The following is a 26,301-nucleotide window of genomic DNA, read 5'->3' as shown; positions in this document are numbered from 1 at the left end:
ACAGATGGGGTCGAACGGCCAGGTCGAGGACAAGCCGCTGTTGCTGCTGGTCGGCAGCAGCGTGCGGCGAAGCCGCGAGTTCATCCTCCAGTCGGTCACCACCCGGTATCGCCTCTGGCTCCTGCAGCCCGCCGACGTGACCTGGGAAGCCCCCTACATCGTCGGCAACACCGTGGTCGACAACATGGACGCCGCCAAGCTCATCGCCGCCGCCACCGAGGTCGCGGAGCAGCACACCGTGGCAGGCGTCTTCTGCTACGACGAGGGCCTGGTCTGGCCCTCCGCGATGGTCAGCACCGCGCTGGGCCTGCCGGGCAACCCGCCCGAGACCATCGCCGCCTGCCGGGACAAGAACGCCACCCGCGTCGCCCTGGAAGAGGCGGGCGTGCCGCAGCCGGTCTCGATCGGCGTGCACAACCTGGGCGAGGCCCTCGCCGCGGCCGAGAAGATCGGCTACCCGGTCGTGCTCAAGCCGCGCGGCCTGGCGGGCAGCATGGGCGTCAAGCTGGCCCAGGACGAGGCCGCGGTCACCGACGCCTACGCCGCGGCGACCGCGATCTCCTACCCCGGCGTGCCGGTCTTCGAGATGTCGGTGCTCGTGGAGGAGTACGTCGACGGCCCCGAGATCAGCGTCGACGCCGTCTTCTTCGACGGCCAGTGCGTCCCCCTGGCCCTGGCCCGCAAGCAGGTCGGGTTCGCGCCGTTCTTCGAGGAGACCGGGCACGTCGTCGACGCGTCGGACCCCCTGCTCGCCGACGAGGAGCTGCTCGACGCCCTGCGCCGCGCGCACACCGCCCTCGGCTTCCACACCGGGGTCACCCACACGGAGTTCCGGCTGGGCAGCCGCGGGCCCCGGCTGCTGGAGGTCAACGCCCGGGTGGGCGGCGACATGATCCCGCTGCTCGGCCACCTCGCCACCGGCGTCGACATCGCCATGGCCGCCGCCGACGTGGCCGCGGGCCGGGCGCCCGACACCGGGGTCCGCCACCGCAAGGCCGCCGCGGTCGCCTTCCTCTACCCCGAGCAGGACACCGAGATCGAGTCGGTGACGGTGCGCGAGGACCGGTTCACCCCGCACGTGCACAGCGCCACCGCCCTGGCCGACGCGGGCGCGGTGCTGCGGCTGCCGCCGCGCGGCTACATCGCCCGCTACGGCCGCGTGATCACCCTGGCCGACACCCCCGAGCAGGCGGAGGCCGCCCTGGCCGACGCGCGCGCGATCGTCGAGGTCACCGGCAAACCCGCGGCGGCGAAGTCGTGAAGGACCAGGAGAACGACCACCCCTCTGTCCTGCACACCCTGCGGAACATCTCCCACCCGGTGTGGCTGCTGCTCGTCGGCATGCTGATCAACCGGCTGGGCAACTTCCTGCAGATCTACCTGGTGCTCTACCTGACGCAGAAGGGCTTCAGCGAGTCGGCGGCGGGCATCGCCCTGGGCGCCTACGGCCTCGGCTCGGTGATCGGGGTGATCCTCGGCGGCACCATCGCCGACCGCTTCGGCTACCGCTGGACGATCGTCGTGTCGATGGCGGGCGCGGGTCTGCTGACCGCGCTGCTGGTGCACCTGCCCGCCCTGTGGATGGTCATCCTGGTCGCGGCCGTCATCGGGCTGCTCGCCCAGGCGTACCGGCCCGCGTCCTCGGCGCTGCTGGTGGAGCTCACCCCGGAGAAACAGCACGTCATGGTGTTCGCGGTCTACCGGCTCGCGTTCAACCTGGGCACCACCGCCGGGCCGCTGCTCGGCGCCCTGCTGATCGTCTACTCCTACGACCTGATGTTCTACATCGACGCGCTGACCTCGGTCGTGTTCGCCGCCTTCGCGATGCGGCTGCCGCACAGGGGCAGCGAGGAGCACGCCGACGGCGCCGAGCAGGAGGAGCGGAAGTCCTACCTGCTGGTGCTGAGGGACCGCAAGTTCACCCTGTTCATGCTGGCCCTGTTCCTCAACGCCGTCGTCTACATCCAGCACATCGCGGTGCTGCCGCTGCAGATCACCGCCGACGGGCACCAGCCGGGCCTCTACGCGCTGCTGCTGTCGCTCAACGCGGCGCTGGTGATCGGCCTGGAGCTGCCGTTCACCAAGTACGTCCAGCGGATGCCCGCGAAACTGGCGGTGGCGGTCGGCATCGGCCTGGTCGGCGTCGGCATGAACCTCTACATCGCGGGCCCGGCCGTGGCGATGTTCGTGGTGGCCACCGTGGTCTGGACCCTCGGGGAGATCATCGGAACCCCGACCGCGTCGGCCTACCCCGGCCAGGTGGCGCCCGCGGGCCTGCGCGGGCGCTACATCGCGGCGTCGGCGTTCTCGATGCAGATCGGCTACGCGGTCGGACCGGTGCTGGGCGTGGCACTGTGGGTGGTGTGGCAGGACGGCGTGTGGTGGGCGTCGAGCATCATCACCGCGGTCGCCGTGGTGGCCACCCTGATCGGCGTCGTCAAGCCGCGGGCGCGCGCGGCGGACACCGAGGACCGGGCACCGGCGGACACCGGGGACCGGGCCGCGGTGGACGCCGAGGTCCGGGACCCGGCGTAGGCGGCGGACATGACGGAATCGGTGGTGCGGACGGTGGAGGACCCGACGGCCGAGCGGCTGCGCGCGGCCCTGCTCGACGACCTCGACACCGGGTTCGCGCTGCTGGTGCGGGAGTACCAGCAACTCGTGTACACCACCGTGCTGCGGGTCTGCGGGCACCGGACCGACGCGGAGGACCTGGCTGCGGAGGTGTTCCTCCGGGCCTACCGGGCGCTGCGCGGCTACTCCGCGGACCGCACGGCCGAGCTGCGGCCCCGGCCATGGTTGGTGACGATCGCGCTCAACATCGGGCGCAACACCGCGCGCGACCGCGGGCGGCGGCCCCTGCAGGTCCCGCTCGAGGAGTACGTGGAGCGGGCACCGCGCTCGGACGCGTTCGACGAGATCGCCGACCGGCTCGACCAGCGGCACGTGCTGGCCGGGCTGACCGCGCGCCTGCCCGAGCCGCAGCGCGTGGCGGTACTGCTGCGGCACCTCTGCGAGCTGTCGAGCGCGGAGGTCGCCGAGGTCATGGGATGTCCGGAAGGGACGGTGCGCTCACATGTCTCACGGGGACTGGCCAGGCTCCGCGCGCTGCTGGGCGAGCACCATCCCACCCTGGTCGCCCAGGCAGCCCCCGGGCATGTTTCTCCAGTGCGACCGAAGGAGGTACGCGATGGCCACGGTTGAGGACAACCTCATGGCGGGCATCCTGCACGCGCTGGCGCCCGATCCGGTCGACCTGACGCCGAAGGTGTTCGTCAGGTGGAGCCGGGTCGAGGCGCCGGTCGGGGAGGTGTTCGTCGGCGCGACCGATCGGGGCGTGTGCTACCTGCGGACCGGTGACTCCGTCGGCGGCAGCGCCGACCGGTTCACCGAGCTGCTGCGCGAGCGGCTGGGCAAACCCGTGGAGCACAGCCCGCGCCCGCCCGGCGGGGTCCTGCCCGCGCTGCGCTCGGGCAGGCCGGGCAGGCTCTCCTTCGACCTGCGGCCGCTCACCGACTTCGAGCGCGCGGTGCTGGACGCCACCGCGCGCATCCCGGTCGGCGAGACCCGGCCCTACGGCTGGGTCGCCGAGCAGATCGGCAACCCGAGGGCGGTCCGCGCGGTCGGGCTGGCGCTGGGGCGCAACCCGGTGCCCCTGCTGATCCCGTGCCACCGGGTGACCCGGGCCAACGGCGACATCGGCGGCTACGTGTTCGGCTCCGAGCTGAAGGACCGGCTGCTGCGCATGGAGAACACCAACCTGGACGAGATGCGCAGCCTGGCGGTGGACAACATCCACTTCCTGGGCAGCGACACCACCAACATCGTCTGCTTCCCGAGCTGCCACCACGCCCGGCGCATCACCGCCGCGCACCGCAAGCCCTTCCGCACCGTCGACCAGGCCCGGCAGGCGGGCTACCGGCCGTGCAAGCACTGCAAGCCGGGAGCGGTGGCGTCGTGACGGTCGCGGTGGTGGGCCTGGAGACGGAGTTGGGCGAGCTGGCGGTGGCCGCGGGCCCGGACGGGCTGCGCGCGTGCCAGTTCGTCCCGCCCGCGAAGCTCGCCGAGCGGTTCCGGGCCGGGCCGCGCACCGCGGACAACGGCCGCGTCCTCGACCAGGCGGCCGAGGAGCTGACCGCCTACCTGGCGGGCGAGCTGCGGGAGTTCACCGTGCCGGTGGACATCGAGGTGCCGACGTTCGACCGCACGGTGCTCACCACGCTGAACGAGACCGTCGGCTATGGACGGACCACCAGCTACGGGCAGCTGGCGCGGGACATCGGGCTGCCGGTGACGGCCGCGCGGGCCGTGGGCCGGGCACTGGGGAGCAACCCGGCCCTGCTGGTCATCCCCTGCCACCGGGTGCTGGGCGCGTCCGGCGCGCTCACCGGCTACGCGGGCGGCCTCCAGGCCAAGCGGACCCTGCTCGACCTGGAGACCGACCACGGCGAGGCCGAGGACCTGCGCCTGTTCTGAGGCGCCAGTGTTCTGAGATGCCAATGTTCTGGGGCACCAGTGTTCTGAGTGCAGATGTTCTGGGGCGCCAGTGTTCTGACGGGGTCAGGCGGCGTCGTGGAAGATGATCCCGAGCGTGTAGCGCAGTCCACTGTGGATCTCGCTGACCCCGTGCCGGAGCACCACCCGGCGCCAGCCCCTGGTCGCCGAGGGCACCGGCCGCTCGCTGACGGTGAAGATCATGCCCTGGCCCATGCGCGGGCGCGCCACCAGCGGACGTGACTGCGCGCGGGGCCGCTGCTCGACGAACACGTTCTCCCCGCCGGTGAAGTCCTCGTCCGGCTCGCTGAGCATCACCGCCAGCTGGAGCGGGAACACCACGTCGCCGTAGAGGTCCTGGTGCAGGCAGTTGTAGCCGCCCGCCTCGTACCGCAGCAGCAGCGGGGTGGGCCGCGTCTGACCGGCCTCGGCGCACCGCTCGCGCAGCCCGGCCAGGTCCGACGGGTGCTCGGGCAGGCCGAGGCGCCCGGCCCAGTCATTGGCGATGCGGGCCAGCGGCGGGTAGAACTCCTCGCGCAGCCTGGTCACCGGGTCGGGCAGCGGGTGGGCGAAGTACCGGTAGACCCCTTCGCCGAACTGGTGGCGCGCCATGACCACGGTGCTGCGGAACCGGTCGGTCTCGTCGAACAACTCGCGGACCCTGGCGCATTCCTCCCGGGTCAGCAGGGGCGGCGTCAGGGCGTAGCCGTTGCGGTCGAGCTCGGCGGCGAGCGCGCCCCAGTCCAGGGAGGCGGCGCCGGCGACCGGCTCGGCTCCGGTGGGCCGTTCGGGTGGGGCGTTTTCCGCGAGGCCCGGCATCGCGAGCTGACCGAGCCGTGAGCTGTTCATAAAGGACTTCCCAGAAGTTCCGACTTGGTTGACATGTCCGACCCTACCCGTCCCCCGTGACACTTTCGAGTCGACCGCCGATCCGGCGTTTCCGAAGTTCACCCATTCTCCCTAGCCGGTTGATTTCGGAGCAGTCGAAAGTGCAAGTGAGTGGCCGGGAAGGGCCGAACGGCCTACCGGGGAACGTCGCCCGGGTGGCGTTCGCCGAGGTCACACCCAGGCGAGTGACCAGTGGTCACCTGATCGGACCATTGCGGGCGGAAGATGAGCCGAGTTCGCGTGAGCGGGAATATTTGATCTTGATTGACGCATGGCCAGTCGTTTTGTTTGACTGCCAAAGGCAATCCAGTTCACCCAAAGGGAGTATTAAGTGCTGGGGGAATCCACGGTTTTGTTGCCCGCAGTCAGATCGACGCCGATTGAACCGGCGCCCGAGGCTGCGACCGAATTATCCGATGTGACCGATTCGGCTACCTCCGACGAAGGTCAAGTTGGGACGAACAACGATATGAGAGATCGCCTTCTCGTGGCGACAATGCAAGCCGCCCTGGACACGGCGCAGCAGTCGGTGGACACGATCCGCTCGATACTGAACGCCAAGACCGCCCATGGCGGGACCCTCGACGTCTTCGACGAGACCGTCGTGTCCACGGCCATCCGCGCGGTTCCGCGCTGGCACTTCTCGATGCTCAACGACCTCGAGCGCAACGACGCCTTCGCCACGGCGCTGGAGCGCGTGCTGCCCCCCGGCGCCCACGTCCTCGACATCGGGTCGGGCACCGGACTGCTGGCCATGATGGCCGCCAAGGCGGGCGCCGCCTCGGTCACGACCTGCGAGCAGAGCCCGATGCTCGCCGAGATGGCGACCCAGATCATCGCCCAGCACGGCCTCTCCGACGTCATCACCGTCGTGGCGAAGCGGTCCGACGAACTCGTCATGGGCGTCGACCTGCCGCGGCGCGCGGACGTCATCGTCTCCGAGATCGTGGACTGCGGGCTGATCGGCGAGGGCGTGCTGCCCACGGTCGCCCACGCCCGTGAGCACCTGCTCGCCCCCGGCGGCACGCTGCTGCCGGAGTCGGCGAGGGTGTTCGGCGCCCTGCTCGACAGCGCCGCGGTGGACGGCCTCAACCGCGTCAAGTACGCGGGCGGGTTCAACGTCGGCCTGCTCAACGGCCTGGCCACCCCCGGCCACTTCCCGGTGCGCCTGCCGACGTGGCCGCACCGCCTGGTCTCGGGCACCCACGAGCTGTGCGCCTTCGATTTCGTCTCCGGCCCCATGGGCGACGGGGCGAACGCCGTGGAGATGGCCGCCACCGAGAGCGGGACCGCGCACGGGCTGGCGGTGTGGTTCGAGATGGTCCTGGGCGGGGGAGTTGTTCTCCGCAACTCACCCGACAACGCCGCGTCGCATTGGATGCAGGCTTTCGTGCCATTCGGCGAGCCGCTCACCGTGACCGCGGGCGAACAGGTCCTGATCGATTTCCGCTGGCAGCGCGGACGGCTGTCGGCACGCGAGGTCAACTTTTCGAAGCAGGCGGAAGGACAGAAGTGAGCTTCACCCCCAATCACACCCCGTTCGAGTTGGACCCGCAGCAGCTGACCGAGTTGGCGCTCGATTACTCCAGCAATCCCATCTACCTCGACAACGAGGAATGGGAGAACAACGACAACCCGTACCGCAGGCAGTTACGTCCGCAGATCATCAAGTACCTGGACTTCAGCAAGCCGCTGGCCGCCGACCAGGTCTTGGACTACTCCGCGCTGGCCGCCAACCGCCTGCTCGCGACGGTTTACGAAGCCGACATGATGTTCCTGCCCAAGCGCGGGATGACGGAATCGGCGTGGGCGGACTTCAAGAACTTCTACGGCCCGACGAACCGCACCCGCGGCGAGATGATCCGCCCTTATCTGGAGAAGCACATCTTCGGCTTCCTGGATGACGAGGTCGAGGTCACCGGCAACTGGACCAAGGAGTCGCTGGCCGCCTACCTGGGCAAACTCCAGGACGAGCCCGGCGGCGCCACGGCGGGCGAGAAGGCGATCCGCGCGTCGTCGAACCCGAAGCGGGCCGCGCGCAACTGGCTGATCCAGTTCGCCCCGGACTTCCTCTCCGAGGCCTCGCCGATGATCCGCAACGTCATGGGCTACTACGGTCCCGTCCAGTCCGAGTGGTTCAAGATCATTATTGACGAGTACGGCTACGGCGTGCACGACACCAAGCACAGCACGCTGTTCGAGAACACCATGACCTCGGTCGGGCTCAGCGCGGACCTGCACCGCTACTGGCAGTACTACCTGACCAGCAGCCTCATGATGAGCAACTACTTCCACTACCTCGGCAAGAACCACGAGCTGTTCTTCCGCTACCTCGGCGCCCTCTATTACACCGAGTCCACGCTCGTGGACTTCTGCAAGCGCTCGGCCGACATGCTCACCGAGATCTTCGGCGAGGACGCGGACGTCGAGTACTTCACCGAGCACGTGCACATCGACACCCACCACGGCCGCATGGCCCTGGAAAAGCTGATCATGCCGATCGTCGACTACTGCGGCGAGTCGGTGATCCCGGAGATCGTGCGCGGCTACGAGGAGTTCCAGCTCGTCAACCGGATCGCCGACGAGGACTTCGCCGCGCAGGTCGCGTGGATGGACGCGGGCCCGGAGAACAAGCAGCTCCACGACCCGGTGTGGGGCAAGGTGGAGAAGGGCGAGGTGCAGGCGCCGGTCGCGCACATCGTCGAGCCGCACGGCGAGCTGTCCAACACCCACCAGCACGACGGCGACGAGCTGTGCCACATCGTCTCGGGCACCATGAAGTTCGTCAGCGGCTACGACTCCCACCAGATCCTGGAGGCGGGTCAGGGCACCGTGATCTGGCGCAACCGGCTGCACGGCGCGATCATCGAGTCCGACGAGTGCGTCTACGAGATCCACTCGGTGGGGGACTACCGCGCATGCTTGTCCTGAGCTTCGCCGTCGAGGGCGTGGGCAACTGCGCCGAGATCGACGGAATGCCGTACATCTACGCCCGCACCGCGCTGGGGGCCTTCGTGTCCCCCGCGCGGTGCGCGCACCGCGGCGGTCCGCTGCACCTGGCGACGATCGCCCCCGGCGACACCCGCATGGTGTGCCCGTGGCACGAGCAGGCGACCGCGACGACCCGGCTGATCAGCAAGGGCATCCCGGCGGTCCGCAGCGGGGGCAGGGTCACCGCCGTGTTCCCCAGCCCGGCCGACGCCTCGACGCGCACCGGGCACCTGCCGCTGTCCCCTGACCTGTGCCGGGCGAAGGCCGCGGGCTGATCGCAACCCCACCGGGCGGTTCGGTGTTCACAACTGGTGAACGCCGAACCGGCCAGTGGCCATCCCGACTTTGGAAGACGAGGTACCCACCCATGTCCTATGCAGCCGGCATAGAGCAGTTCGTGGACACGGTGAACGCCGCGCTGCCCCCGGATTACTACACCTTCCCCGTCGAGCGCCAGCGCGCGCTGTACGACTCGCTCGTGGACGCCCTGCCCATCCCCGTGCCCGCGGACGTCACCTGGCGCGACGCCACCGGCGAGCACCTGGGCAGGCCGGTGCGGGTGCGGATCTACGAGCCCGCGGACAGGACCGGCGACGGCGTCGTGTTCTACGTGCGCGGCGGCGGGTTCGTCATCGGCTCGCTGCACAGCCACCACAGCCTGGTCGCCGAGATCGCCCACCGGACCGGGCTGACCGCCATCGCCCTCGACTTCGCGATGGCGCCGGAGAACCCGGCCCCCGGCCCGGTCGAGGACTGCTACGCCGGGCTCTGCGCGGTGCTGGCCGACCCGGCCGCGTTCGGCCTGGCGATCGACCCGGCCGCGGCGGTGATCGCGGGCGAGAGCTCCGGGGCGAACATGGCCGTGGTCGTGTCGATGGTGACCCGCGACCGGGGCGGCCCCCGGCTGCGCGGGCAGGCGCTGATCAGCCCGGTGCTGGACTTCACCCGCTGGCGCCACGGCGGCGAGGACGCGCCGCTGCTGTCCGGCGGGGAGATGGAGTACTTCACCGCCTGCTACTGCCCGGACCCGGACATGGCCGCGGACCAGTACGTCTCGCCGCTGCTCAACGGCAAGTTCCACGACCTGCCGCCCGCCTACGTGGTCGGGTGCGAGAAGGACTCGCTGCGCGTGGACGCGGAGAAGTACACCGAGCTGCTGCGCGCCAACGGGACCCCGGTCCACTACGTGCTGGAGCCGGGCATGGTGCACGCCCCGGTCCGCGCCCGGGGCGTCAGCGAGCCCGCCGCGGACATGGTGGCCCGGTTCTGCGCCGCGGCGGCGGCACTGGCCGAGGGCAAGGAGGTCGCCGGTGCGCAGTGACAGCACCGGACCCGCCGTCGTCGTCGACCCGTACTCCTCGGGCGCCCTGTTCACCGCAGCGTTCGCTGAGCACGGCGTGGAGGTCGTCGCCGTGCTCAGCGACGAGCGGCCCCCGGACGCCTTCGCGTCCTCCTACCGCCCGGAGGACTTCGACGACCCGATCGTCTTCCGCGGCGACCTGGCCGCGCTCGCGGCGCGGGTGCGGGCGCTGAACCCGCGGTGCGTGGTCGCGGGCTGCGAGTCGGGGGTGGAACTGGCCGAGCGGCTCGCGCCGCTGGTCCTGCCCGAGCGCTGCAACGCGCCCGAGCTGGCGCAGGCCCGCCGGGACAAGTGGCGGATGGCCGAGGCGGTGGCCGCCGCCGGGCTGGCCGTCATCCCGCAGATCTGCACCGACGACCCCGCCGAGGTCGCCGACTGGATCGAGCGCAGCGGCCTGCGGGGCCAGGACCTGGTGGTGAAGCCGCCCAAGAGCGCCAGCACCGACGGCGTGGTCAAGGTGCCCGGCGGGGTCGGCTGGGCCGAGGTGTTCGCCGCGAACCTGGGCCGGGTCAACCAGTTCGGCGAGGTGGACGAGCGCCTGCTGGTGCAGAAGTTCGTGTCCGGCACCGAGTACGTGATCGACACGTTCAGCCACGGGGGCGGGCACAGCCTGGTCGACGTGTGCCGCTACCAGAAGGTCGACAACGGCCCGCACATGGCGGTGTACGACGCGATGCACTGGGTCCCGCCGTCCGACCCGGAGATCCCCGCGCTGTTCGACTACGCCAGGGACGTGCTGGACGCGGTGGGCATGCGGTTCGGCGCCGCGCACGTGGAGATCATGAGCACCGACTCCGGCCCGGTGCTCATCGAGCTCGGGGCCCGGCCGCACGGCGGCGGGCAGCCCCGGTTCAACCAGCAGGCTACCGGGGACAACCAGATCGCCCGCACGGTCCGCAGCCTCGTCGGCGAGCCGGTCCCCGACGGCTACCAGCTGGTCAACCACCAGCAGTGCGTGTTCCACATCGCGCCCGCCTCGGGCGTGGTGCGCGGGGTGGCGGCCCTGGACGCGGTCCGGGACCTGCCGAGCCACCACTTCTCGGTGCACCACCTGACCGAGGGCGGCCCCATCCAGGTGACCCGCAGCCTGGTGGACAGCCTGGAGTTCGGCTTCGTCATCCTGTCCCACCCGGACAGGGCCCAGGTCGAGCGGGACGCCGCGGTGGTCCGCGAGCTGGAGCGGTCGCTGGTGATCGAGTCCGACCGGGTCGCGCCGGTCGGCTGAGAAGTGGTCGGCTGGGAAGTGGTCGGCTGGGAAGTGGTCGGCTGGGAAGTGGTCGGCTGGGAAGTGGTCGGCTGGGAAGTGGTCGGCTGGGAAGTGGTCGGCTGAGGGAGTGGTCGGCTGAGGGAGTGATCGACGGCGGCGGGCGGGTGTGATCGTGCCGCTCGGCATGGTGCTGCTCGCCCGCCGCAGGCGCCGCGCTCCCCCGCGGCCGCGGCTGCGCAGCAAGCGACTCGTCTGTGGGCCAGGGGTTCCCACGCGGGACGCACCGGGATCAACTACTAGGTCGGGCTGTCCACGCAGGACGCGGCGGGCTTGACCGTGCCTGCCGTCGGCCTGGGTCTGGTGGCCGCTGGCCTGGATCGCCCGGGTCCGTGCACGCGCGTGGCGGCCAGGGCCGCCGCCGCGCTGATCGCCGTGGCGCCCGGCGGCCTCGCCGGGCTGATGTTCCCGAGGCCGAGGGAGAGCCCTGGGACCGATGACCGTCAACAAGGGGGAATCACGCAATGCCCGAGATGTGGTGCGACATCAGCGGGGCGCCGGACGTGACCGCCATCGGCGCGCTGGTCAACCACGCGCCGGTGGACCACGTCCTGGTGGACCCGGCCGGGGCGGCCGCGCTGGCCGGGATGGCGCTGCACGACCGGGTGCGCGTCGCCTGCCTGGCCCGGTCCGAAGTGGACTTGAGCGCCGCGGCGGAGGCGGGCACCACGGTGGTGCTCACCAACCCGGACCTGATCGGCGCCGCGCGCGGCACCGGGCGCGACGTCGGCGTGCGGGTCACCGTGGACGACGGCCCGTCCCTGGACCGCTGCCGGGCCCTGATCGGCCACGTCGACCACCTGATCGTCGACTTCACCGACCCGACGAACATCCCGCTGGAGCTGCTGCTCGCCGCGGCGCAGGGCACCAGGACCCGGGTGGTGAAGCGGGTGGCCGACCGCGGCGACGCCGAGGTCTCCAGCGGCGTCCTGGAGACCGGCCCCGCCGGGCTGATGTTCGCCGTCGCCGACCTCGCCCAGGCGGGCGGGCTGACCGAGGGCCTGCTGCGGGCGCGGCGGGTCGATGTCCCGCTCGTCGAGGCCACCGTCACCGCCGTGCGGCACGCGGGCATGGGCTACCGCGGCTGCGTGGACACCACCTGGCTGTTCGGCCCGGACGAGGGCATGGTCGTCGGCTCCACCTCCAGCGGCGGGCTGCTCGTCTGCGCCGAGGTGCACCACCTGCCGTACATGAACCTGCGCCCGTTCCGGGTCAACGCGGGCGGCGTGCACTCCTACGTGTGGGCCGACGGCGGCACCGAGTACATCACCGACCTGGCCGCGGGCGGCACCGTGCTGGCGGTCGACACCGCCGGGTCCGGCTACCCGGTCCGGGTCGGGCGGGTCAAGACCGAGCTGCGCCCGCTGCGCCTCATCCAGGCCGAGGCCGACGGCGTCGCGCTGAACATCTTCCTGCAGGACGACTGGCACGTCCGGGTGTTCGACGCGGACGGCAAGCCCACCAACTGCACGTCCGTGACGCCGGGGACGAAGCTGCTGGCGCACGTGTGCGAGCCCGGCAGGCACGTCGGGATCAAGGTCACCGAGTCGATCATCGAGAGTTGATCCCGTGGCAGGCAGGGGGCCTGGCATGACCGACGTCGACACCACCGGCGCGACCGCGCGAACGGTTGTCGTCGTGGACCCGTACTCCTCGGGCAACCAGCTGGCGCCCGCGCTGCGGCACGCCGGTCTCGTCCCGGTGGCGGTGACCGTGAGCGACCGGGTCCCGCCGATCTACACGGGCACCTACCGGCCCGAGGACTTCGACACCGTCCTCGTCCACACCGGCGACGTGGCGCAGACCGCCGCCCAGCTGCGCGCGCTGGCGCCGCTCGCGGTGGTGCCGGGCACCGAGAGCGGGGTGGAGCTGGCCGACCGGCTGGCCGCGACCCTCACGCCCGGCCGGGCGAACGACCCGGCGCTGGTGGCCGCCCGCAGGCACAAGGGCGCGATGGCGGCGGCGGTGGCCGCCGCGGGCCTGCCCGCCGTCCGGCAGGTCTGCGGCGCCGATCCCGACGAGATCGCCGCCGGGATCGAGCGGGTGGGCCTGGCCGGGCGGGACCTGGTCGTCAAGCCCGCCAAGAGCGGCGGCACCGACGACGTCACGCACGTCCCCGCGGGCGGCGACTGGCGCCCGGCCTTCCACCGCGTGCTGGGCAAGCGCAACCAGCTCGGCGTGGTCAACACCGACGTGCTCGTCCAGGAGTACCTGGTGGGCGAGGAGTACGTCGTGGACACCTGCACCGTCGACGGCGTGCACACGCTGGTCGACATCTGCCGGTACCGCAAGCGCCGCAACGCCGGGCACATGGCCGTCTACGACTACATGGAGTGGCTGCCCGAGCGGACGCCGGGCCACGAGCGCCTGACGGAATTCGCCCGCGCTGTGCTCGACGCGGTCGGCGTGCGCTTCGGCGCGGCGCACACCGAGGTCATGCTGACCGCCGACGGGCCGCGCCTCATCGAGGTCAACGCCCGGCTGGCGGGCGGCGGCGTGCCCCGGTACTGCCGGGAGGCCACCGGCGACAGCCAGGTGGACCGGCTGGTCCGCCACCTCGCGGGCGAGCGCGGCATCCCGTCCGGTTTCACCTTGCGCCGCACGGTGCGCGGGGTGCTGTTCATGGCGGCCGAGTCGGGCGTCCTGCGCAACGCCGAGGAGTACCACCGGGTCCGCGACCTGCCCAGCCACCACGAGTCCGTCGTCAACGTGCGCAGCGGCGACCAGGTGCCCGTGACCCGGGACCTGGCCACCAGCCACGCACTGGGGTTCGTGATCCTCGCCCACGAGCGCCCCGAGCAGGTCGAGTCCGACTACCGGGCGGTGCGCGAGATCGAGGCCCGCCTGCGGTTCGACCGCGTGCCACCCGACCATTCGAAGGGGGAGACATGCCCGCCGCGATGACCGGCAAGGCCCTCCGGCTCGCCCGCCTGTCCCGGCGCGGCGACAGCCGGTTCCTGTTCGTCCCGATGGACCACTCCGTCTCCGACGGCCCCATCGTCCCCGCGGCCCGGTTCGACGGCCTCGTGCGCGACGTGGTGACCGGCGGCGCGGACGCCGTGATCGTCCACAAGGGACGTGTCCGGCTGCTGGACCCGCGCGTCCTGCGCCACGCCGCGCTGGTCGTCCACCTCAGCGCGGGCACAGCGCACTCGCCCGACCCCAACGCCAAGACCTTGGTCGGCAGCGTCGAGGAGGCCGTCAGCCTGGGCGCGGACGCGGTGAGCGCGCACGTCAACATCGGCTCGCCGACCGAGGCGCGCCAGCTCGCCGACCTCGGCGCGGTCGCCGCCGCGGCGGACCGCTGGGGGCTGCCGCTGGTGGCGATGGTCTACGCCCGCGGCCCGGCGATCACCGAGCCCGCGGACGCGGCACTGGTCGCGCACATCGTCAACATCGCCGCCGACCTCGGCGCCGACATCGTCAAGACCGCGGCGCCGCGGGCGAGCGCCCGGATGGCCGAGGTGGTGGCGGACGCGCCGATCCCGGTGGTGGTCGCGGGCGGCTCCGACGAGGGCACCGACCTGCTCGGCTTCGCCAGGCAGATGATGGCGGCGGGCTGCCAGGGGCTCGCGGTCGGCCGCCGGGTCTTCGGCCACCCCGCGCCGCGGGGCCTGGTGCGCGGCCTGGCCGAGGTGGTGCACGGCCCGCGACCAGGACTGTCCGCTGTGGACGAACTCGACGCGCGGGTGGAGGTCCGGCTGTGACCCTGCCCGTGGCCCGGTACCTCGAACGGCTCGGGCTCCCGACCACGCCCCCCGCCCCGACGGCGGCGGCGCTGGCGCTGCTGCACGAGCGCCACCTGCGCGCGGTGCCCTTCGAGAACCTCGACGTGGTGGCCCGCCGCAGGCTCGACTACCGGCTGGGCCCCCTGGTCGACAAGATCGTCGTCCGCCGCCGGGGCGGCTGGTGCCTGGAGACCAACTGGCTGCTGGGGCACGTGCTGGCCGAACTCGGGTTCGGCGTGCGCTTCGTCGGGGCGGGCGTGGCCGCGCGCGGCGGGTTCAAGCACGACCTGAGCCACCTCCTGCTGCGGGTGCGGGCGCAGGGCGCCGAGTACCTCGCCGACGTCGGCTTCGGGCACGGCGGCTACCCGCGCCCGCTGCCCGCCCGCCCCGGCGTCCACCGCCAGCCCACCGGCGCGTACCTGGTCGAGGCCGACGGCGAGCGGCTCGTGGTCTCGCGCCTGCGCGGCGACGTCGCGGAGCCGATGTACCGGGTCGTGCCCGGCGACCGCCACATCGACGACTTCGCCGCCACCACCGACTTCCACGAGCTGTCCCCGGAGTCGCCGTTCAACTCCGTGCCGCACTGCGTGCGGCTCACGTCCGACGGGTGGGCGCTGATCAGCGGCGACCGCCTGACCGTGCGCGGCGAGCGGACCCAGGAGTACCCGCTGACCGACCCGGCGCACCGCGAGGCCGCCCTGGCCTGGGTGCTCGACGGCGCGCCCCGCCCGCTCATCCAAGGAGAGCCATGCAGGCAGTAGACGACCTGCTCGTGACGCTGTTCGACCAGCGCACCAGGCCGGACCCGTACCCGTGCTACGCCGCCCTGCGCGAGCGCGAGCCGGTGCCGCTGAGCACCGGGCGCGGCGTCGTGCTCGGCACCTTCGACGCCTGCCTGGACGCGCTGCGGGACCGGCGCCTCAGCAGCGACCGGACCGTGTCGTGGGCCTACACCGCGCCCACCGACGCCGCCGCGACCGCCACCTCCCGCCCGGAGATCCAGTCCCTGCTGTTCTCCGACCCGCCCGACCACACCCGGCTGCGCAGGCTCATCTCGCACGCGTTCACCCCCGGGGTGGTCGACCGGCTGCGGGACTTCGTCCGCACCCGCATCGACGACCTCATCGACGCCGCGGCGCCCGAGGGCCGCATCGATGTCGTCGGCGGCCTGGCCTACCCGCTGCCGCTGTCGGTGATCTGCCACATGCTCGGCGTCCCCGACACCGACGTGGAGTGGCTGCGGGCCCGGTCCACGGTGCTGCCCCGCGCGTTCGACCCGGCGATGGCGGCCTTCGGCACCCCGCCGCCCGGGCACGCGCGGCGGATGACCGCCGAGGCCGAGCTGAACGCCTACTTCCTGGACCTGGGCAGGCAGCGCCGCCGCTCCCCCGGCGACGACCTGGTCAGCGAGCTGGCGCTGGCCAGCGCGGACGGCGACCGACTCTCCGAGCGGGAGCTGGCCGACAACTCCCGCCTGCTGCTGAACGCGGGCCACGAGACCACCGTCAACCTGATCGACAACTCGATCCTGGCCCTGCTGCGCCACCCCGACGAGGTGCGGCGGCTGCTCGATGACCCCGACCGCGGCGTCGCCGTCACCGAGGAGACCATGCGGTGGGACTCGCCGGTGCAGATCCTGCAGCGGTTCGTGCCCGCCGACCTTCGCCTCGGCGAGGTCGACCTGCGCGCGGGCGACATCGTCGTGCTGCTCACCGCCGCGGCCCAGCGCGACCCGGCCGCCTTCGACGAGCCCGACGCGTTCCGGCCGGACCGCACCGACGGCAGGCACCTGGGCTTCGGGTTCGGCCTGCACTTCTGCCTCGGCGCCGCGCTGTCCCGGATGGAGCTGGCGCTGCTGCTGCCCCGGTTCTTCCAGCGCCTCATCGATCCGGTGCTGGACGAGGACTCGGTGGACTACCGCGAGCAGGTGGCCCTGCGCGGGCTCACCCGGATGCCCGTGGACTTCGCGGGCGTGCGCCCCCGCGACCTGCCCTGGCCGCTCTGAGTCGCCCAACCGACCGTGAAGGACTGCCGATGGACGACCTGACCGAGTACACCGCCACCGAGCTGGCCCACCTCATCCGCCGCCGCGCGCTGTCCCCGGTGGAGCTGGTGACCCACTGCCTTGAGCGGATCGAGAAGCACAACCCGGCGCTCAACGCCTTCATCACCGTGTGCGGGGACGAGGCGCTCGACGCCGCCCGCGCGGCGGAGCGGGCGGTGAGCGCCGGGGAGGTGCTGCCGCCCCTGCACGGCATACCCGTCGCGGTCAAGGACCTCGACGCGGTCGCCGGGGTGCGGATGACGCTGGGCTCCACGCTGTTCGCCGACCACGTGCCCGACCGGGACGCCGCGTTCGTCACCCGGCTCAAGGCCGCGGGCGCCATCGTGGTGGGCAAGACCAACACCTCCGAGTTCGGCCACAAGGCCGTCGTGGACAACCTCCTCGTCGGGCCGACCCACAACCCCTTCGACCTCGCGGCGAACACCGGCGGGTCCTCCGGCGGGAGCGCCGCGGCGGTGGCGGCGGGCCTGGTGCCGATCGCCCAGGGCTCCGACGGCGGCGGATCGATCCGGGTCCCCGCCGCGATGTGCGGGGTGGTCGGGATGATGGGCACGTTCGGGCGGGTGCCCGAACCGGCCCGGCCCAACGCCTTCGGCCTGCTGACCCCGTCGGTCTTCTTCTGCCCGCTCGGGCGCACCGTCGAGGACGTGGCGGTGATGCTGGAGGTGATGTCCGGGCCGCACCCGCGCGACCCGTACTCGCTGCCGCCCGGCGGGCCGAGCCCCCGCGAGGGCCTGACCCGCTCGCTGCGCGGGCTGCGCGTGGCCTACACCCCGGACTTCGGCGGCTTCCCGGTCGAGGACGACGTCGCCGCGGTCGTGCGCGACGTCATCCCGGCCCTGGTCGAGGACGGCGCGGAGGTCGAGGAGATCGACCTGGTCCTCCCCCGGTCCCACGGCGAGCTGACCGACCTGTGGCGCAGGCTCACCGCCGTGCGGCAGGCCGAGTTCGCCCACCACGCCCTCGCCTCCGGCCTGGACCTGCTCGGCGAGCACCGGGACCGGATCACCCCCGAGTACGTGGAGGTGATCAAGCTCGGCGCCGCCCAGTCGGCCGTCGACTACCGCGTCGACGACGCCCTGCGCACCCGGCTCTACGACGCGATCGCCGACGTGTTCGACCGCTACGACCTGCTCATCAGCCCGGTCACCTCCATCGCGGCCATCCCGAACAACCCCGGCGGCTTCGGGCCGAGCGAGGTGCGCGGCCAGGCCGTCAACCCGCTGGTCGGCTGGTGCCTGACCTACGCGTTCAACCTCACCGGCAACCCCGCCGCGTCCGTGCCCGCGGGCCGGACCGCCGCGGGGATGCCGGTGGGCCTGCAGGTGGCGGGCCGCCGGTTCGAGGAGGCGAGCGTGGTGGCGGCCTGCGCCGCGGTCGAGCGCCGCAGGCCCTGGGACTACCGCGGCCTGGCCGTCTGACGGGTCCACGCCCGGTGGGCGGCGGGCAGGCACACCGCGCAGGGGCGGTACCCGGCGGCGCGCGCGCTCGGCTCGTCGGCGAAGAACACCCGGTGGCGGGCGTAGTGCCCGCGGGCCAACCAGCGCCGGGCACTGGGGCAGTCGAGCCTGCCGTAGATCCGCAGCCGCCGGTGCCCGCCGAACCCGCCGGGCGACGCCGAGGCGTACTCGGCGCCGTCCGGCCCGGTCAGGCGGTAGGGCGGGGTCACTCCAGCCCCGACTCGCGCAGGGTGATGTTGATTCGGCCGGGCGGCAGGCCCAGGGCCGGGTCGGCCGTGCCGGGCAGGACGCGGGGGACGCCGTGGTAGGCCATGCGGGACTCGCCGCCGAAGACCACCAGGTCGCCGGAGCGCAGCTCGACGTCGGTGTAGGGCTTGTTGCGGTGCTCGGTGTTGCCGAAGCGGAAGACGGCCGTGTCGCCGAGGCTGAGCGAGACCACCGGGGCGAGGCTGCGCTCGTCCTTGTCCTGGTGCTGGCCCATCCTGGCGGTGTCGTCGTAGAAGTTGACCAGGGCGATGTCCGGCCGGTAGTCGTCGGTCCCGTACACCGAGCGGTGGGCGAGCCTGCCCAGGTCGCCCAGCCACCGGGGGAACGGCTGGACGGGGCGGCCGTCGCGGTCGTCGAGCGTGCGCGAGTAGTGGTACGGGTACCAGTGCCAGCCCAGGCACACCGTGCGCACCGACATGACCCCGCCGCTGGGCATGCGGGTGTGCCGGGCCCCCGCCGGTCCGGCCATCCAGTCCAGGCAGGCGGCGACGAGGTCGCGCTGCTGGTCGGCGGTGAGCCAGTCCGGCACGTGCTCGGCGCCCGGGCCGAGCGAGCGGCGCGGCCGCGGGATCAGCTCCACAGCGCCCCCGTCCGCAGCTCCCCGTCCCGGATCCACCACTCGTGGCCGCTCTCGGTCGCACCCGCCAGCGCCTCGGTCGCGGACCAGCCCGCGAGCGCGGGCAGGTCCGGGTGGGCCAGCCCGCCGAACGCGACCGTCCGCTCCGCCCGCCACCGGCCGGTGGCGGCCAGCCGCGGCCCGAACCCGCTCCACCCCGGCGGCTGGTCGGCCACCACCCAGAGGTCCGGCGCGCCCGCGACCAGCCGGTTCGCCTGCCGCAGCCAGGACGCCGCCTGGGCGGGCCAGGACACCACGTCGGTCACCACGCCGCCGCCCGCCACCCAGACCTGGGCGAACCCCGTGCCGCGGGCCGTGCTCGCGGGGTCGCGCCCGTGTCCGACGGCGACCAGGGCCGGGGCGCGCCCGCGGACCATCGCGAGCACCGCGGCCAGTTCCGCGTCAGGGACATCCATACCGATAGGGAACCCCAGCGGCCCGATTCGGTTGCGGATCAGCCGAGCATGCCCCTCATCCGGTTGATCTCGTCGGACTGCTCGGCGATGACGTGGTCGGCCATCTCCTGGACCTGGACGTCCATGCCGCGCTGCTGCACCTGGTTGGCCATGGCGATCGCGCCCTCGTGGTGGCGGATCATCAGCTCGAGGAACAGCGTGTCGAACGCCGCGCCCTTGGCCGCGGTGAGCGCGGACATCTCCGCGGCGGTGGCCATCCCCGGCATGTCGCCGTGGGCGTGGGCCTGCTCCGGGTTGACCGCGGGCAGGTCGTTGTCGGCGAGCCAGCGGTTCATCACGCCGATCTCCGGGCCCTGCACGTCGGCGATCCGCGAGGCCAGGCCCTTGAGCTGGGCGTCGGCGGCGCGGTCGGGGACGAGCGCGGTCATCCGCACGGCCTGCTGGTGGTGGATGACCATGTCGCGCACGTAGGCGATGTCGGCGTCGTTGGGCTTGACGACGGGGACGGCGGACTCCGCCTCCTCCGCCGACAGCGTCCGATTGGCCTCACCCGGCTTGCCGGGCTGCACGATCGGGTGGTCGATGACGGGAGCTTCAGCGGTGCACCCCGCGAGTCCCAGCACGAGCACCAGGCCCACCATCCAACGCGTCAACATGGCCTCCCATCTGCGATGACGACGACCGTACCCCGAGCGCCCGCAAACTGGTAACAACCGTTCAACTGGTAAAACCAGCCGAAAAGTGAGGGTGGTTTGAATGGCTAACAACGGCGATACTGCGGGCAACCAACCCGAGAGGGGTGCACGTGACTTCATCCCGACGCGACCGGCGACGTCGAACACCAGTTGCGATCATGGGAGCGGTGGCCTTCGCCGCGGCCACGCTGGGGGCCACCACCTCCGCGAGCGCGCAGAGCGAGTTCCCCGCTCCGGACCAGATCGTCACCAGCCCGAACATGTCCCACGTCGCCAACATCCCGGCCACCGCGCCGCTGACCGGGACCGGCTCCGACCTCGCCTTCACCGGCGACTACGCCATCGCGGGCAACTACCTGGGCTTCACGATCTACGACATCAAGAACCCCAAGAAGCCCACCATCGTGAGCCAGGTGCTGTGCCCCGGCTCGCAGAACGACGTGTCGGTCACCGGCGACCTGGTCGTGCTCTCGACCGACGCCCGCCGCAGTGACGACTCGTGCTCCTCGGTCGCCCAGAACGACGGCACCAAGCCGTACTGGGAGGGCATCAAGGTCTTCGACATCAGCGACAAGCGCAACCCCGTGTACGTCACCGCCGTCGAGACCGCGTGCGGCGCGCACACGCACACGGCGGTGCCGGACAAGCGCGGCCGTGACATGTACGTCTACGTGTCCTCCTACAGCCCCGCCGCGTCGCTGTCGAAGTGCCAGCCCCCGCACGACTCGATCTCCATCGTGAAGATCCCGCTGGACAACCCGGCGTCGGCCGCGCTGGTCGCCACGCCGAACCTGTTCCCCGACGGCGGCAACCCGGGCCGGACTGGCACCGTGGAGACCGGCTACGTCCGCGAGACCTCCGGCTGCCACGACATCACCGTGTTCCCGACGAAGAACATCGCGGCGGGCGCGTGCATGGGTGACGGCATCCTCATGGACATCGCCGACCGGGAGAACCCCCGCGTCATCAACCGCGTCCAGGACAACGAGAACTTCGCGTTCTGGCACTCGGCGACGTTCAACAACGAGGGCACCAAGGTCCTGTTCACCGACGAGCTGGGTGGCGGCAGCGCGGCCACCTGCAACGCGCAGATCGGGCCGAACCGCGGCGCCAACGCCATCTACGACATCACCGGCCGCGGCAACAACCGCCTCATGGAGTTCCGCAGCCTGTACAAGATCGACCGGCACCAGGCCCCCTCGGAGAACTGCGTGGCCCACAACGGCTCGCTGATCCCGGTCAAGGGCCGCGACATCTTCGTCCAGGCCTGGTACATGGGCGGCGTCCAGGTGATCGACTTCACCGACTCCGCCAACCCCAAGGAAATCGGCTTCTTCGAGCGCGGCCCAGCGGCCAACCCCGCCACCAGCGGCGGCTCCTGGTCCGCCTATTACTACAACGGCTACATCTTCTCCAACGACCTGGGCAAGGGCTTCGACGTCCTCGAGCTCAACGACCCCCGCACCAACTCGGCGCGCGGCGTCAAGATGACCGAGTTCAACCCCCAGACCCAGTACCCCTTCCGGTAAAGCACTAACCCAAGAGCCCCGGTGACCACCTCGGTCACCGGGGCTCTTCTACGCCCAGGTCTGCCAAAGCACCCGCGTCGGCCGCTCGCCACCGCGGTCCATCAATTCGACCATCGCGGCCTTGACCACGTCGATGGGCACCTCGGAGTTGCCCGGAAAATCGTGGCCGGTCCCGAAGTAGGCGAACTCGACACGTCAGGATTGGCGCGATCGCCGACGCTGAACCACTCGGTCGCATCCTCACCGGGGATCGCCGAACCACCCGAGTACCGCACCGCCCCCAGACCGGACGCCCTGTCCGCGCCAATGATCATCTGGTGGTCCGGCTTGGCGTCGCTGCCTTCGGGAAGCGCGTACACCGAGGCGGAGGTGTACTCCCAGCCCGCGTCCAACAGCTCGGCCACGAACTCGTCGATATCAGCCGCCGTGCGCAGGGTCCGCACCGGCACATCGTCGCGGTAAGCCACCTGCAAGACAAACCCCACGGCCATGCCCCTTTCCTCGGTACGTCCGGGAACCACCATCAGGCCAATGGACGGTGAGCTGTTGGCCAGGCGCGAGGACCTGAAGGCCGTCGCACTTCAGCGCTGAGCAGTGTCCCACTTCTGCCAGGCAACGCACCCAGGCCGCAGGCCGCCTGACGCGAGAAGTTCCGACAGCGCTTGGCGCACAACCGTCAGCGGAACCTCCGAGTCAGCCGGGAAATCGTGACCAGTGCCGAAATAGGCATAGACCACACCGTGTGGATTGACCTGCTCACCCTGGCTGTAGGACTCGCCGTCATCACCGGCGTATCGCACCCCGCCCAAGCCCCGTTCCGGGTTCACCCCCACCACCAGTTCGTGCTTGGGATCAGCGTCGGTGGCCTCGTCAATGGCGTAGACCGTGGCCGAACGGTAGTCGGGACCCGCGCGTAGCAGCTCGTCAACGAAGCCGTCGACATCCTCGGCTGAGCGAAGAAACCGCACGCCCGCGCCATGCTTGAACGTAGCCTCCAACACGAACCCCACCGTCAAGGCCTCCGTCCTCGGTATGTGCCCTTGCCGCCTGGCCAGTACACCGTAACCTCTTGGTCCGGCCGCAAGATCTTGGGTAGAAGTCGGTCACAGGAATAGCGGCCATCGTCGCAAGGAGGGTTGTTGATCACCAAGATCGCCCGCTTGCAATCGCTCCCGCGCATGCGGGCAGCGAACTTGGTTTCCACATGTGTGGCCGCGAAAAGCTCACCTCGGGCTGGACCGATATCCAGCCCGCGCAGTGTCGCCTTGGCGAGTTCGTAGTCGTCCCCTTGGCCACTGACAAGCGGACCGTCTTCGAGGCCGTCTTCGTCAATCCAGTAGCCCGATGTCTTCTGACCAGTTCCGGCACGCTCGGGCAGCCTGGCCAGCAAAAGCGCCGCGCGCTTGTCCTGATCGTTTGGCTTGACGACCGAAGGCCTCTGCGATTCGCCGCGTGGGCCTGCCAAATGGGTGCGGTAGGCCTTAATGGTCTCCTTCGCGCTCGCCGCGACAGTCGCCACCTGGGTCAGCTTGGCGAGGGCTTGGTCGAGGAGTGCCAACGCTTCGCGCGCCTCGGGACGGCTGGTGCCGTGGGTGGCGTTGGCCAGTAGTCCGCGAGCCTCGGTCAGACAGGTACGGGCAGCCATCACCGGCTCGGCGGACAGCAGAGTCGTCACCCGGTCCAACTCGGCCGCCACATCTGAGATGGACACGACCCGTTGTCACCCCCCGGAACGAGCGGTCTCCTTCGTCGGGTATCGGCCGGGGTGGTCCTTGGCTTGAGCGCCGGTCAGGTTCGGTGGTGGGAGTGGCGAGGTGGGTCGGCGGTGATGAGGGCTGGGAGGGGGATTTCGAAGTGGATGGTCTGGTGCACGGCCGGGTCGCCGGTGCGGGCGTCGTGGACTTCGAGGGCCAGTGAGCGCCAGAAGGGTTCCGCGCCGGGGATTCTGGTGTCGGTGTGGAGGTAGACGCGGTCGTAGCCCGGGGTTGAGGCGATGAAGTGGACGGCGGCCTCCACCAGGGCGCGGGCCAGGCCGTGGCGGCGGTGTTCCGGGCGGACGTAGACGCGGAAGAGTTGGGCGGTGGTGTCGCCGGAGTAGTGCTCGGCGAGCCAGCGTGGGTGGGGTGGGCTGGCTGGGCCCTGCGCGCGGACGGCGGTGGTGCCCACGACCTCGTCGCCGGTGGCGGCGACGAGCAGGGTGTGCCTGGCGGGGAGGAGGTAGGTGCCCTCCAGGTCCACCACGTCGGCGTGCCACTGGGGGCGGTAGCCGTGGCCGAACTCGCGGTAGAACGTGTCCAGCATGACGCTGCGGGCGCCGGGCAGGTCGGCGGGAGTCGCCTGCCGGATTTCGTAGGGGGTCACTTCATCATCTCCAGGGTGGTGGCCGCCGGGCCCTGTGCCACGACACGTCCTTCGTGGAGCACGGCGACGTGGTCGGCGAGGTGGGCCGCGACGTCCAGGTCGTGGCTGATCAGGACGAGCGCGCACGGCACGCCCGCGAGCAGGTCGAGCAGGCCCGCGCGGGCCACCGCGTCGAGGCCGGAGGTGATCTCGTCGCACACCAGCACCTCGGGTGCGGCGAGCAGGGCGCGCACCAGGGCGGCGCGCTGGAGTTCGCCGCCGGACAAGCCAGCGGGCAGGCGGGACGCCGCCGCCGGGTCCACGCCCACCCGGTCGAGGGCGGCCAGGGCGTCGGCGCGGGCCTGGGGCTGGGGCACGCCGCGCAGCCGGACCGCCGTGCGGGCGACCTGGTCGAGGACGGGCCGGTACTCGTCGAAGGAGGCGCGGGCGTCCTGGAACACGTACTGGACGGCCGCGAGGTCGGCGCGGGAGCGGCGGCGCAGGGACCGGGGCAGCGGGCGGTCGTGCAGCAGCACCTCGCCCGCGGCGGGCTGGTGCAGCCCGGCCAGGCAGCGGCCCAGGGTCGTCTTGCCGCTGCCGGAGCGGCCCACGATCGCCAGGCGCTCGCCGACCTCCAGGTCCACGCCGTGCAGGACGGTGGTGTTCCGGTGCCTGGCCGCCAAGCCCCGGACCCGCAGCCGGGGCGCCTGTCCTGACGCCGCGACCGGGGCCGGGGCGGGCGGGGCGAGCAGTGCCCTGGTGTACGGCCTGCGCGGGGTGCTCAGCAGCTCGGACGCGGGCCCCGCCTCGACCACCCGGCCCGCGCGCAGCACCACGACCTCGTCGGCCAGCGCCCGCACCACCGCGAGGTCGTGGGTCAGCAGGACCAGAGCGACGCCCTGCGCCACGACCGCCGCCAGCTCGGCGACGACCTCGGCGCGGGTGAGCGCGTCCTGGCCGGTGGTGGGCTCGTCGGCCACGAGCACCGCCGGGTCGCCCACCAGCGCCTGCGCCAGCACCACCCGCTGCTGCTGGCCGCCGGAGAGCTGGTGGGGGTAGCGGCGCAGCAGGTCCACCGGCACCCGCGCGCGGCGCAGCGCCGTGGCGACCAGCTCGTCCGGGTCGCCGTCGTGCACGGCGGCGATCTCCCGGAACACCGCGCCGAGCCGCCGCACCGGGTTCAGCGCGGACGACGGCTGCTGCGGCACGAACCCGACGCGCCCGCGCACCTCGACGCGCCCGCCGAGCTCCACCCCGGTCCCGTGCTCGCCCAGCAGGGCGAGGCCGGTGGTCGTCTTCCCGCTGCCCGACGCCCCCACCAGCGCCAAGACCCGACCGGCGGACAGCGCGAAGCTGACGCCGTCGAGCAGCAGCCGCTCCCCCACGCGGGCGCGCAGGTCCTCGACGCGCACCACCGGGCTCACGTCCGCACCCGCTTCAGCGCCCGGTCGAACACCAGGTTCACCCCGACCGACAGCGCCACGATCAGCAGCGCGGGCACCACCACGGCCCACGGCTGCAGGAACAGCCCGCCCCGGTTGCGGTCCACCATCACCGCCCAGTCGGCCGCGTCGGGCGCGACACCGACCCCGAGGAAGCTGGCCGAGGCGACCAGGTAGAGCGCCCCGGTCATCCTCGTGCCGAGATCGGCCGCCAGCGTGCGCGCCATCGACCGTCCCGTGTAGACGATCGACACCCGCCACCACGACTCGCCCTGCATCCGCATGGCCTCCACTGCCTGCCGCCCGGCGATCTCCAGGGCCGCGGCGCGCGCGATCCTGGCCACGTCGGGGAAGTTGACGAGCGTGACGACGCCGATCAGGACTCCCAGCCCCGGTCCGGAGATGGCCGCCACGAGGATCAGCACCAGCAGCGACGGCACCGCCAGCACCAGGTCCAGCGGACGCATCAACCCCTCGTCCACCAACCGCGACCGCGCCGTCGCCGCCACCACCCCATAAGGCACCCCCACCGCGTAGGAACACACGGTGGCCAGCAGCGCGACCAGCACCACGGTCTGCCCACCCGCGAGGATCTGGTGCCACACGTCCCGGCCGACGAAGTCGGTGCCCAACACCCCCACCGACACGAACGGACCATGCCGGACCTGCTCGTCAGGCACGAACAACGGCCCCAACAAGGCCAGCGCCAAAGGACCCAGGATCAGCAGCCCACCGACACCCACCCG

General features: G+C 71.8%; 29 protein-coding genes. 17 read left to right on the top strand and 12 right to left on the bottom strand.

Annotation, left to right across the window (positions count from 1 at the left end; all coding sequences use genetic code 11):
- The first annotated feature begins 4 nt into the window (after window positions 1–4).
- Genes ACTG9Q_RS29335 through ACTG9Q_RS29315 form a run of 5 tightly spaced genes read left to right on the top strand, consistent with a single transcriptional unit; the run spans window position 5 to window position 4,476 of the window.
- A complete protein-coding gene (locus tag ACTG9Q_RS29335; protein WP_455576167.1) occupies window positions 5–1,261 on the top strand; it encodes an ATP-grasp domain-containing protein in 1,257 nt (418 codons plus the stop codon).
- The gene (locus ACTG9Q_RS29330) at window positions 1,258–2,535 is read left to right on the top strand and encodes an MDR family MFS transporter (RefSeq protein WP_455576166.1); all 1,278 of its coding nucleotides are present in this window, start codon (window positions 1,258–1,260) and stop codon (window positions 2,533–2,535) included. The genes ACTG9Q_RS29335 and ACTG9Q_RS29330 overlap by 4 nt, the downstream gene beginning before the upstream one ends.
- Window positions 2,536–2,544: 9 nt before the next feature.
- Window positions 2,545–3,204, top strand: coding sequence for an RNA polymerase sigma factor (locus tag ACTG9Q_RS29325; RefSeq protein ID WP_455576165.1), 660 nt, complete (start codon window positions 2,545–2,547; stop codon window positions 3,202–3,204).
- Window positions 3,191–3,961 carry a methylated-DNA--[protein]-cysteine S-methyltransferase gene (locus tag ACTG9Q_RS29320; RefSeq protein ID WP_455576164.1) on the top strand — a complete coding sequence of 257 codons (771 nt, stop codon included), beginning with the start codon at window positions 3,191–3,193 and terminating at the stop codon, window positions 3,959–3,961. The genes ACTG9Q_RS29325 and ACTG9Q_RS29320 overlap by 14 nt, the downstream gene beginning before the upstream one ends.
- The gene (locus ACTG9Q_RS29315; protein ID WP_455576163.1) at window positions 3,958–4,476 is read left to right on the top strand and encodes a methylated-DNA--[protein]-cysteine S-methyltransferase; all 519 of its coding nucleotides are present in this window, start codon (window positions 3,958–3,960) and stop codon (window positions 4,474–4,476) included. Before ACTG9Q_RS29320 ends, ACTG9Q_RS29315 begins: the two co-directional genes overlap by 4 nt.
- An 84-nt stretch (window positions 4,477–4,560) precedes the next feature.
- Here the strand turns inward: ACTG9Q_RS29315 and ACTG9Q_RS29310 are convergent, their stop codons facing one another.
- Window positions 4,561–5,343, bottom strand: a complete 783-nt coding sequence (locus ACTG9Q_RS29310) for a 2OG-Fe(II) oxygenase (protein ID WP_455576162.1) — start codon at window positions 5,341–5,343, stop codon at window positions 4,561–4,563.
- Between the two features lie 535 nt (window positions 5,344–5,878).
- On the opposite strand from ACTG9Q_RS29310, the gene ACTG9Q_RS29305 reads away from it, so the two are divergent.
- From ACTG9Q_RS29305 to ACTG9Q_RS29255, 11 genes are all read left to right on the top strand, one after another.
- Window positions 5,879–6,898, top strand: a complete 1,020-nt coding sequence (locus ACTG9Q_RS29305; protein ID WP_455576256.1) for a 50S ribosomal protein L11 methyltransferase — start codon at window positions 5,879–5,881, stop codon at window positions 6,896–6,898.
- Window positions 6,895–8,313 carry an iron-containing redox enzyme family protein gene (locus ACTG9Q_RS29300; RefSeq protein ID WP_455576161.1) on the top strand — a complete coding sequence of 473 codons (1,419 nt, stop codon included), beginning with the start codon at window positions 6,895–6,897 and terminating at the stop codon, window positions 8,311–8,313. Before ACTG9Q_RS29305 ends, ACTG9Q_RS29300 begins: the two co-directional genes overlap by 4 nt.
- Window positions 8,301–8,648, top strand: a complete 348-nt coding sequence (locus ACTG9Q_RS29295; RefSeq protein WP_455576160.1) for a Rieske 2Fe-2S domain-containing protein — start codon at window positions 8,301–8,303, stop codon at window positions 8,646–8,648. The genes ACTG9Q_RS29300 and ACTG9Q_RS29295 overlap by 13 nt, the downstream gene beginning before the upstream one ends.
- Window positions 8,649–8,740: 92 nt before the next feature.
- A complete protein-coding gene (locus tag ACTG9Q_RS29290; RefSeq protein WP_455576159.1) occupies window positions 8,741–9,694 on the top strand; it encodes an alpha/beta hydrolase in 954 nt (317 codons plus the stop codon).
- Window positions 9,684–10,958 carry an ATP-grasp domain-containing protein gene (locus tag ACTG9Q_RS29285; protein WP_455576158.1) on the top strand — a complete coding sequence of 425 codons (1,275 nt, stop codon included), beginning with the start codon at window positions 9,684–9,686 and terminating at the stop codon, window positions 10,956–10,958. The genes ACTG9Q_RS29290 and ACTG9Q_RS29285 overlap by 11 nt, the downstream gene beginning before the upstream one ends.
- Window positions 10,959–11,461: 503 nt before the next feature.
- On the top strand, window positions 11,462–12,562 hold the full coding sequence (locus tag ACTG9Q_RS29280) for a 3-dehydroquinate synthase II (RefSeq protein ID WP_455576157.1): 1,101 nt from the start codon (window positions 11,462–11,464) through the stop codon (window positions 12,560–12,562).
- Window positions 12,563–12,587: 25 nt separating this feature from the next.
- Entirely contained in the window at window positions 12,588–13,901 is a 1,314-nt protein-coding gene (locus tag ACTG9Q_RS29275; protein ID WP_455576156.1) for an ATP-grasp domain-containing protein, read from the top strand.
- On the top strand, window positions 13,886–14,704 hold the full coding sequence (locus ACTG9Q_RS29270; RefSeq protein WP_455576155.1) for a 2-amino-3,7-dideoxy-D-threo-hept-6-ulosonate synthase: 819 nt from the start codon (window positions 13,886–13,888) through the stop codon (window positions 14,702–14,704). Before ACTG9Q_RS29275 ends, ACTG9Q_RS29270 begins: the two co-directional genes overlap by 16 nt.
- A complete protein-coding gene (locus tag ACTG9Q_RS29265) occupies window positions 14,701–15,486 on the top strand; it encodes an arylamine N-acetyltransferase family protein (RefSeq protein ID WP_455576154.1) in 786 nt (261 codons plus the stop codon). The genes ACTG9Q_RS29270 and ACTG9Q_RS29265 overlap by 4 nt, the downstream gene beginning before the upstream one ends.
- Entirely contained in the window at window positions 15,474–16,730 is a 1,257-nt protein-coding gene (locus ACTG9Q_RS29260) for a cytochrome P450 (RefSeq protein WP_455576153.1), read from the top strand. The genes ACTG9Q_RS29265 and ACTG9Q_RS29260 overlap by 13 nt, the downstream gene beginning before the upstream one ends.
- Before the next feature lie 29 nt (window positions 16,731–16,759).
- Complete coding sequence (locus ACTG9Q_RS29255) at window positions 16,760–18,211, top strand: amidase (protein ID WP_455576152.1); 1,452 nt, start codon at window positions 16,760–16,762, stop codon at window positions 18,209–18,211.
- On the opposite strand, the gene ACTG9Q_RS29250 is transcribed toward ACTG9Q_RS29255, so the two are convergent.
- From ACTG9Q_RS29250 to ACTG9Q_RS29235, 4 genes are read right to left on the bottom strand one after another with little or no spacing between them, the layout of a single operon-like run.
- The gene (locus ACTG9Q_RS29250) at window positions 18,190–18,459 is read right to left on the bottom strand and encodes an Ada metal-binding domain-containing protein (protein ID WP_455576151.1); all 270 of its coding nucleotides are present in this window, start codon (window positions 18,457–18,459) and stop codon (window positions 18,190–18,192) included. The two genes, ACTG9Q_RS29255 and ACTG9Q_RS29250, sit on opposite strands and share 22 nt — an antisense overlap.
- Window positions 18,456–19,097, bottom strand: a complete 642-nt coding sequence (locus tag ACTG9Q_RS29245) for an alpha-ketoglutarate-dependent dioxygenase AlkB (RefSeq protein WP_455576150.1) — start codon at window positions 19,095–19,097, stop codon at window positions 18,456–18,458. Before ACTG9Q_RS29245 ends, ACTG9Q_RS29250 begins: the two co-directional genes overlap by 4 nt.
- On the bottom strand, window positions 19,088–19,549 hold the full coding sequence (locus ACTG9Q_RS29240) for a hypothetical protein (protein WP_455576149.1): 462 nt from the start codon (window positions 19,547–19,549) through the stop codon (window positions 19,088–19,090). Before ACTG9Q_RS29240 ends, ACTG9Q_RS29245 begins: the two co-directional genes overlap by 10 nt.
- Window positions 19,550–19,587: 38 nt before the next feature.
- Window positions 19,588–20,205, bottom strand: a complete 618-nt coding sequence (locus ACTG9Q_RS29235; protein WP_455576148.1) for a DUF305 domain-containing protein — start codon at window positions 20,203–20,205, stop codon at window positions 19,588–19,590.
- A gap of 197 nt (window positions 20,206–20,402) precedes the next feature.
- Here ACTG9Q_RS29235 and ACTG9Q_RS29230 point away from each other — a divergent pair, with 197 nt between their 5' ends.
- Window positions 20,403–21,773, top strand: a complete 1,371-nt coding sequence (locus tag ACTG9Q_RS29230) for an LVIVD repeat-containing protein (RefSeq protein WP_455576147.1) — start codon at window positions 20,403–20,405, stop codon at window positions 21,771–21,773.
- Window positions 21,774–21,821: 48 nt separating this feature from the next.
- On the opposite strand, the gene ACTG9Q_RS29225 is transcribed toward ACTG9Q_RS29230, so the two are convergent.
- The 7 genes from ACTG9Q_RS29225 to ACTG9Q_RS29195 all read right to left on the bottom strand — a co-directional run bounded on the left by ACTG9Q_RS29225 (window position 21,822) and on the right by ACTG9Q_RS29195 (window position 26,298).
- Complete coding sequence (locus ACTG9Q_RS29225) at window positions 21,822–21,914, bottom strand: hypothetical protein (protein ID WP_455576146.1); 93 nt, start codon at window positions 21,912–21,914, stop codon at window positions 21,822–21,824.
- Window positions 21,875–22,264, bottom strand: coding sequence for a hypothetical protein (locus tag ACTG9Q_RS29220; protein WP_455576261.1), 390 nt, complete (start codon window positions 22,262–22,264; stop codon window positions 21,875–21,877). The genes ACTG9Q_RS29225 and ACTG9Q_RS29220 overlap by 40 nt, the downstream gene beginning before the upstream one ends.
- Window positions 22,265–22,354: 90 nt before the next feature.
- Window positions 22,355–22,783 (bottom strand): Imm1 family immunity protein, encoded by a 429-nt coding sequence (locus tag ACTG9Q_RS29215; RefSeq protein WP_455576255.1) that lies wholly within the window; start codon window positions 22,781–22,783, stop codon window positions 22,355–22,357.
- Window positions 22,784–22,785: 2 nt separating this feature from the next.
- Entirely contained in the window at window positions 22,786–23,484 is a 699-nt protein-coding gene (locus ACTG9Q_RS29210; protein ID WP_455576145.1) for a DddA-like double-stranded DNA deaminase toxin, read from the bottom strand.
- 77 nt (window positions 23,485–23,561) lie between these two features.
- Window positions 23,562–24,134 carry a GNAT family N-acetyltransferase gene (locus ACTG9Q_RS29205; RefSeq protein WP_455576144.1) on the bottom strand — a complete coding sequence of 191 codons (573 nt, stop codon included), beginning with the start codon at window positions 24,132–24,134 and terminating at the stop codon, window positions 23,562–23,564.
- On the bottom strand, window positions 24,131–25,537 hold the full coding sequence (locus ACTG9Q_RS29200) for an ABC transporter ATP-binding protein (RefSeq protein WP_455576143.1): 1,407 nt from the start codon (window positions 25,535–25,537) through the stop codon (window positions 24,131–24,133). The genes ACTG9Q_RS29205 and ACTG9Q_RS29200 overlap by 4 nt, the downstream gene beginning before the upstream one ends.
- Window positions 25,534–26,298, bottom strand: coding sequence for an ABC transporter permease (locus ACTG9Q_RS29195; RefSeq protein WP_455576142.1), 765 nt, complete (start codon window positions 26,296–26,298; stop codon window positions 25,534–25,536). The genes ACTG9Q_RS29200 and ACTG9Q_RS29195 overlap by 4 nt, the downstream gene beginning before the upstream one ends.
- Window positions 26,299–26,301: the final 3 nt, after the last annotated feature.

Source organism: Actinokineospora lacus (genome assembly GCF_053813445.1).
The sequence above is the reverse complement of the archived record's forward strand: the minus strand, read 5'-3'. Positions and strand labels throughout refer to the sequence as shown.

Bases quoted from the DNA above. Each gene is read 5' to 3' on its own strand.
- ACTG9Q_RS29335 (WP_455576167.1), top strand. From the start codon at position 5: ATGGGGTCGAACGGCCAGGTCGAGGACAAGCCGCTGTTGCTGCTGGTC.
- ACTG9Q_RS29325 (WP_455576165.1), top strand. From the start codon at position 2,545: ATGACGGAATCGGTGGTGCGGACGGTGGAGGACCCGACGGCCGAGCGG.
- ACTG9Q_RS29320 (WP_455576164.1), top strand. From the start codon at position 3,191: ATGGCCACGGTTGAGGACAACCTCATGGCGGGCATCCTGCACGCGCTG.
- ACTG9Q_RS29310 (WP_455576162.1), bottom strand. From the start codon at position 5,343: ATGAACAGCTCACGGCTCGGTCAGCTCGCGATGCCGGGCCTCGCGGAA.
- ACTG9Q_RS29305 (WP_455576256.1), top strand. From the start codon at position 5,879: ATGCAAGCCGCCCTGGACACGGCGCAGCAGTCGGTGGACACGATCCGC.
- ACTG9Q_RS29295 (WP_455576160.1), top strand. From the start codon at position 8,301: ATGCTTGTCCTGAGCTTCGCCGTCGAGGGCGTGGGCAACTGCGCCGAG.
- ACTG9Q_RS29290 (WP_455576159.1), top strand. From the start codon at position 8,741: ATGTCCTATGCAGCCGGCATAGAGCAGTTCGTGGACACGGTGAACGCC.
- ACTG9Q_RS29280 (WP_455576157.1), top strand. From the start codon at position 11,462: ATGCCCGAGATGTGGTGCGACATCAGCGGGGCGCCGGACGTGACCGCC.
- ACTG9Q_RS29275 (WP_455576156.1), top strand. From the start codon at position 12,588: ATGACCGACGTCGACACCACCGGCGCGACCGCGCGAACGGTTGTCGTC.
- ACTG9Q_RS29270 (WP_455576155.1), top strand. From the start codon at position 13,886: ATGCCCGCCGCGATGACCGGCAAGGCCCTCCGGCTCGCCCGCCTGTCC.
- ACTG9Q_RS29260 (WP_455576153.1), top strand. From the start codon at position 15,474: ATGCAGGCAGTAGACGACCTGCTCGTGACGCTGTTCGACCAGCGCACC.
- ACTG9Q_RS29255 (WP_455576152.1), top strand. From the start codon at position 16,760: ATGGACGACCTGACCGAGTACACCGCCACCGAGCTGGCCCACCTCATC.
- ACTG9Q_RS29240 (WP_455576149.1), bottom strand. From the start codon at position 19,549: ATGGATGTCCCTGACGCGGAACTGGCCGCGGTGCTCGCGATGGTCCGC.
- ACTG9Q_RS29235 (WP_455576148.1), bottom strand. From the start codon at position 20,205: ATGTTGACGCGTTGGATGGTGGGCCTGGTGCTCGTGCTGGGACTCGCG.
- ACTG9Q_RS29230 (WP_455576147.1), top strand. From the start codon at position 20,403: ATGGGAGCGGTGGCCTTCGCCGCGGCCACGCTGGGGGCCACCACCTCC.
- ACTG9Q_RS29220 (WP_455576261.1), bottom strand. From the start codon at position 22,264: ATGGCCGTGGGGTTTGTCTTGCAGGTGGCTTACCGCGACGATGTGCCG.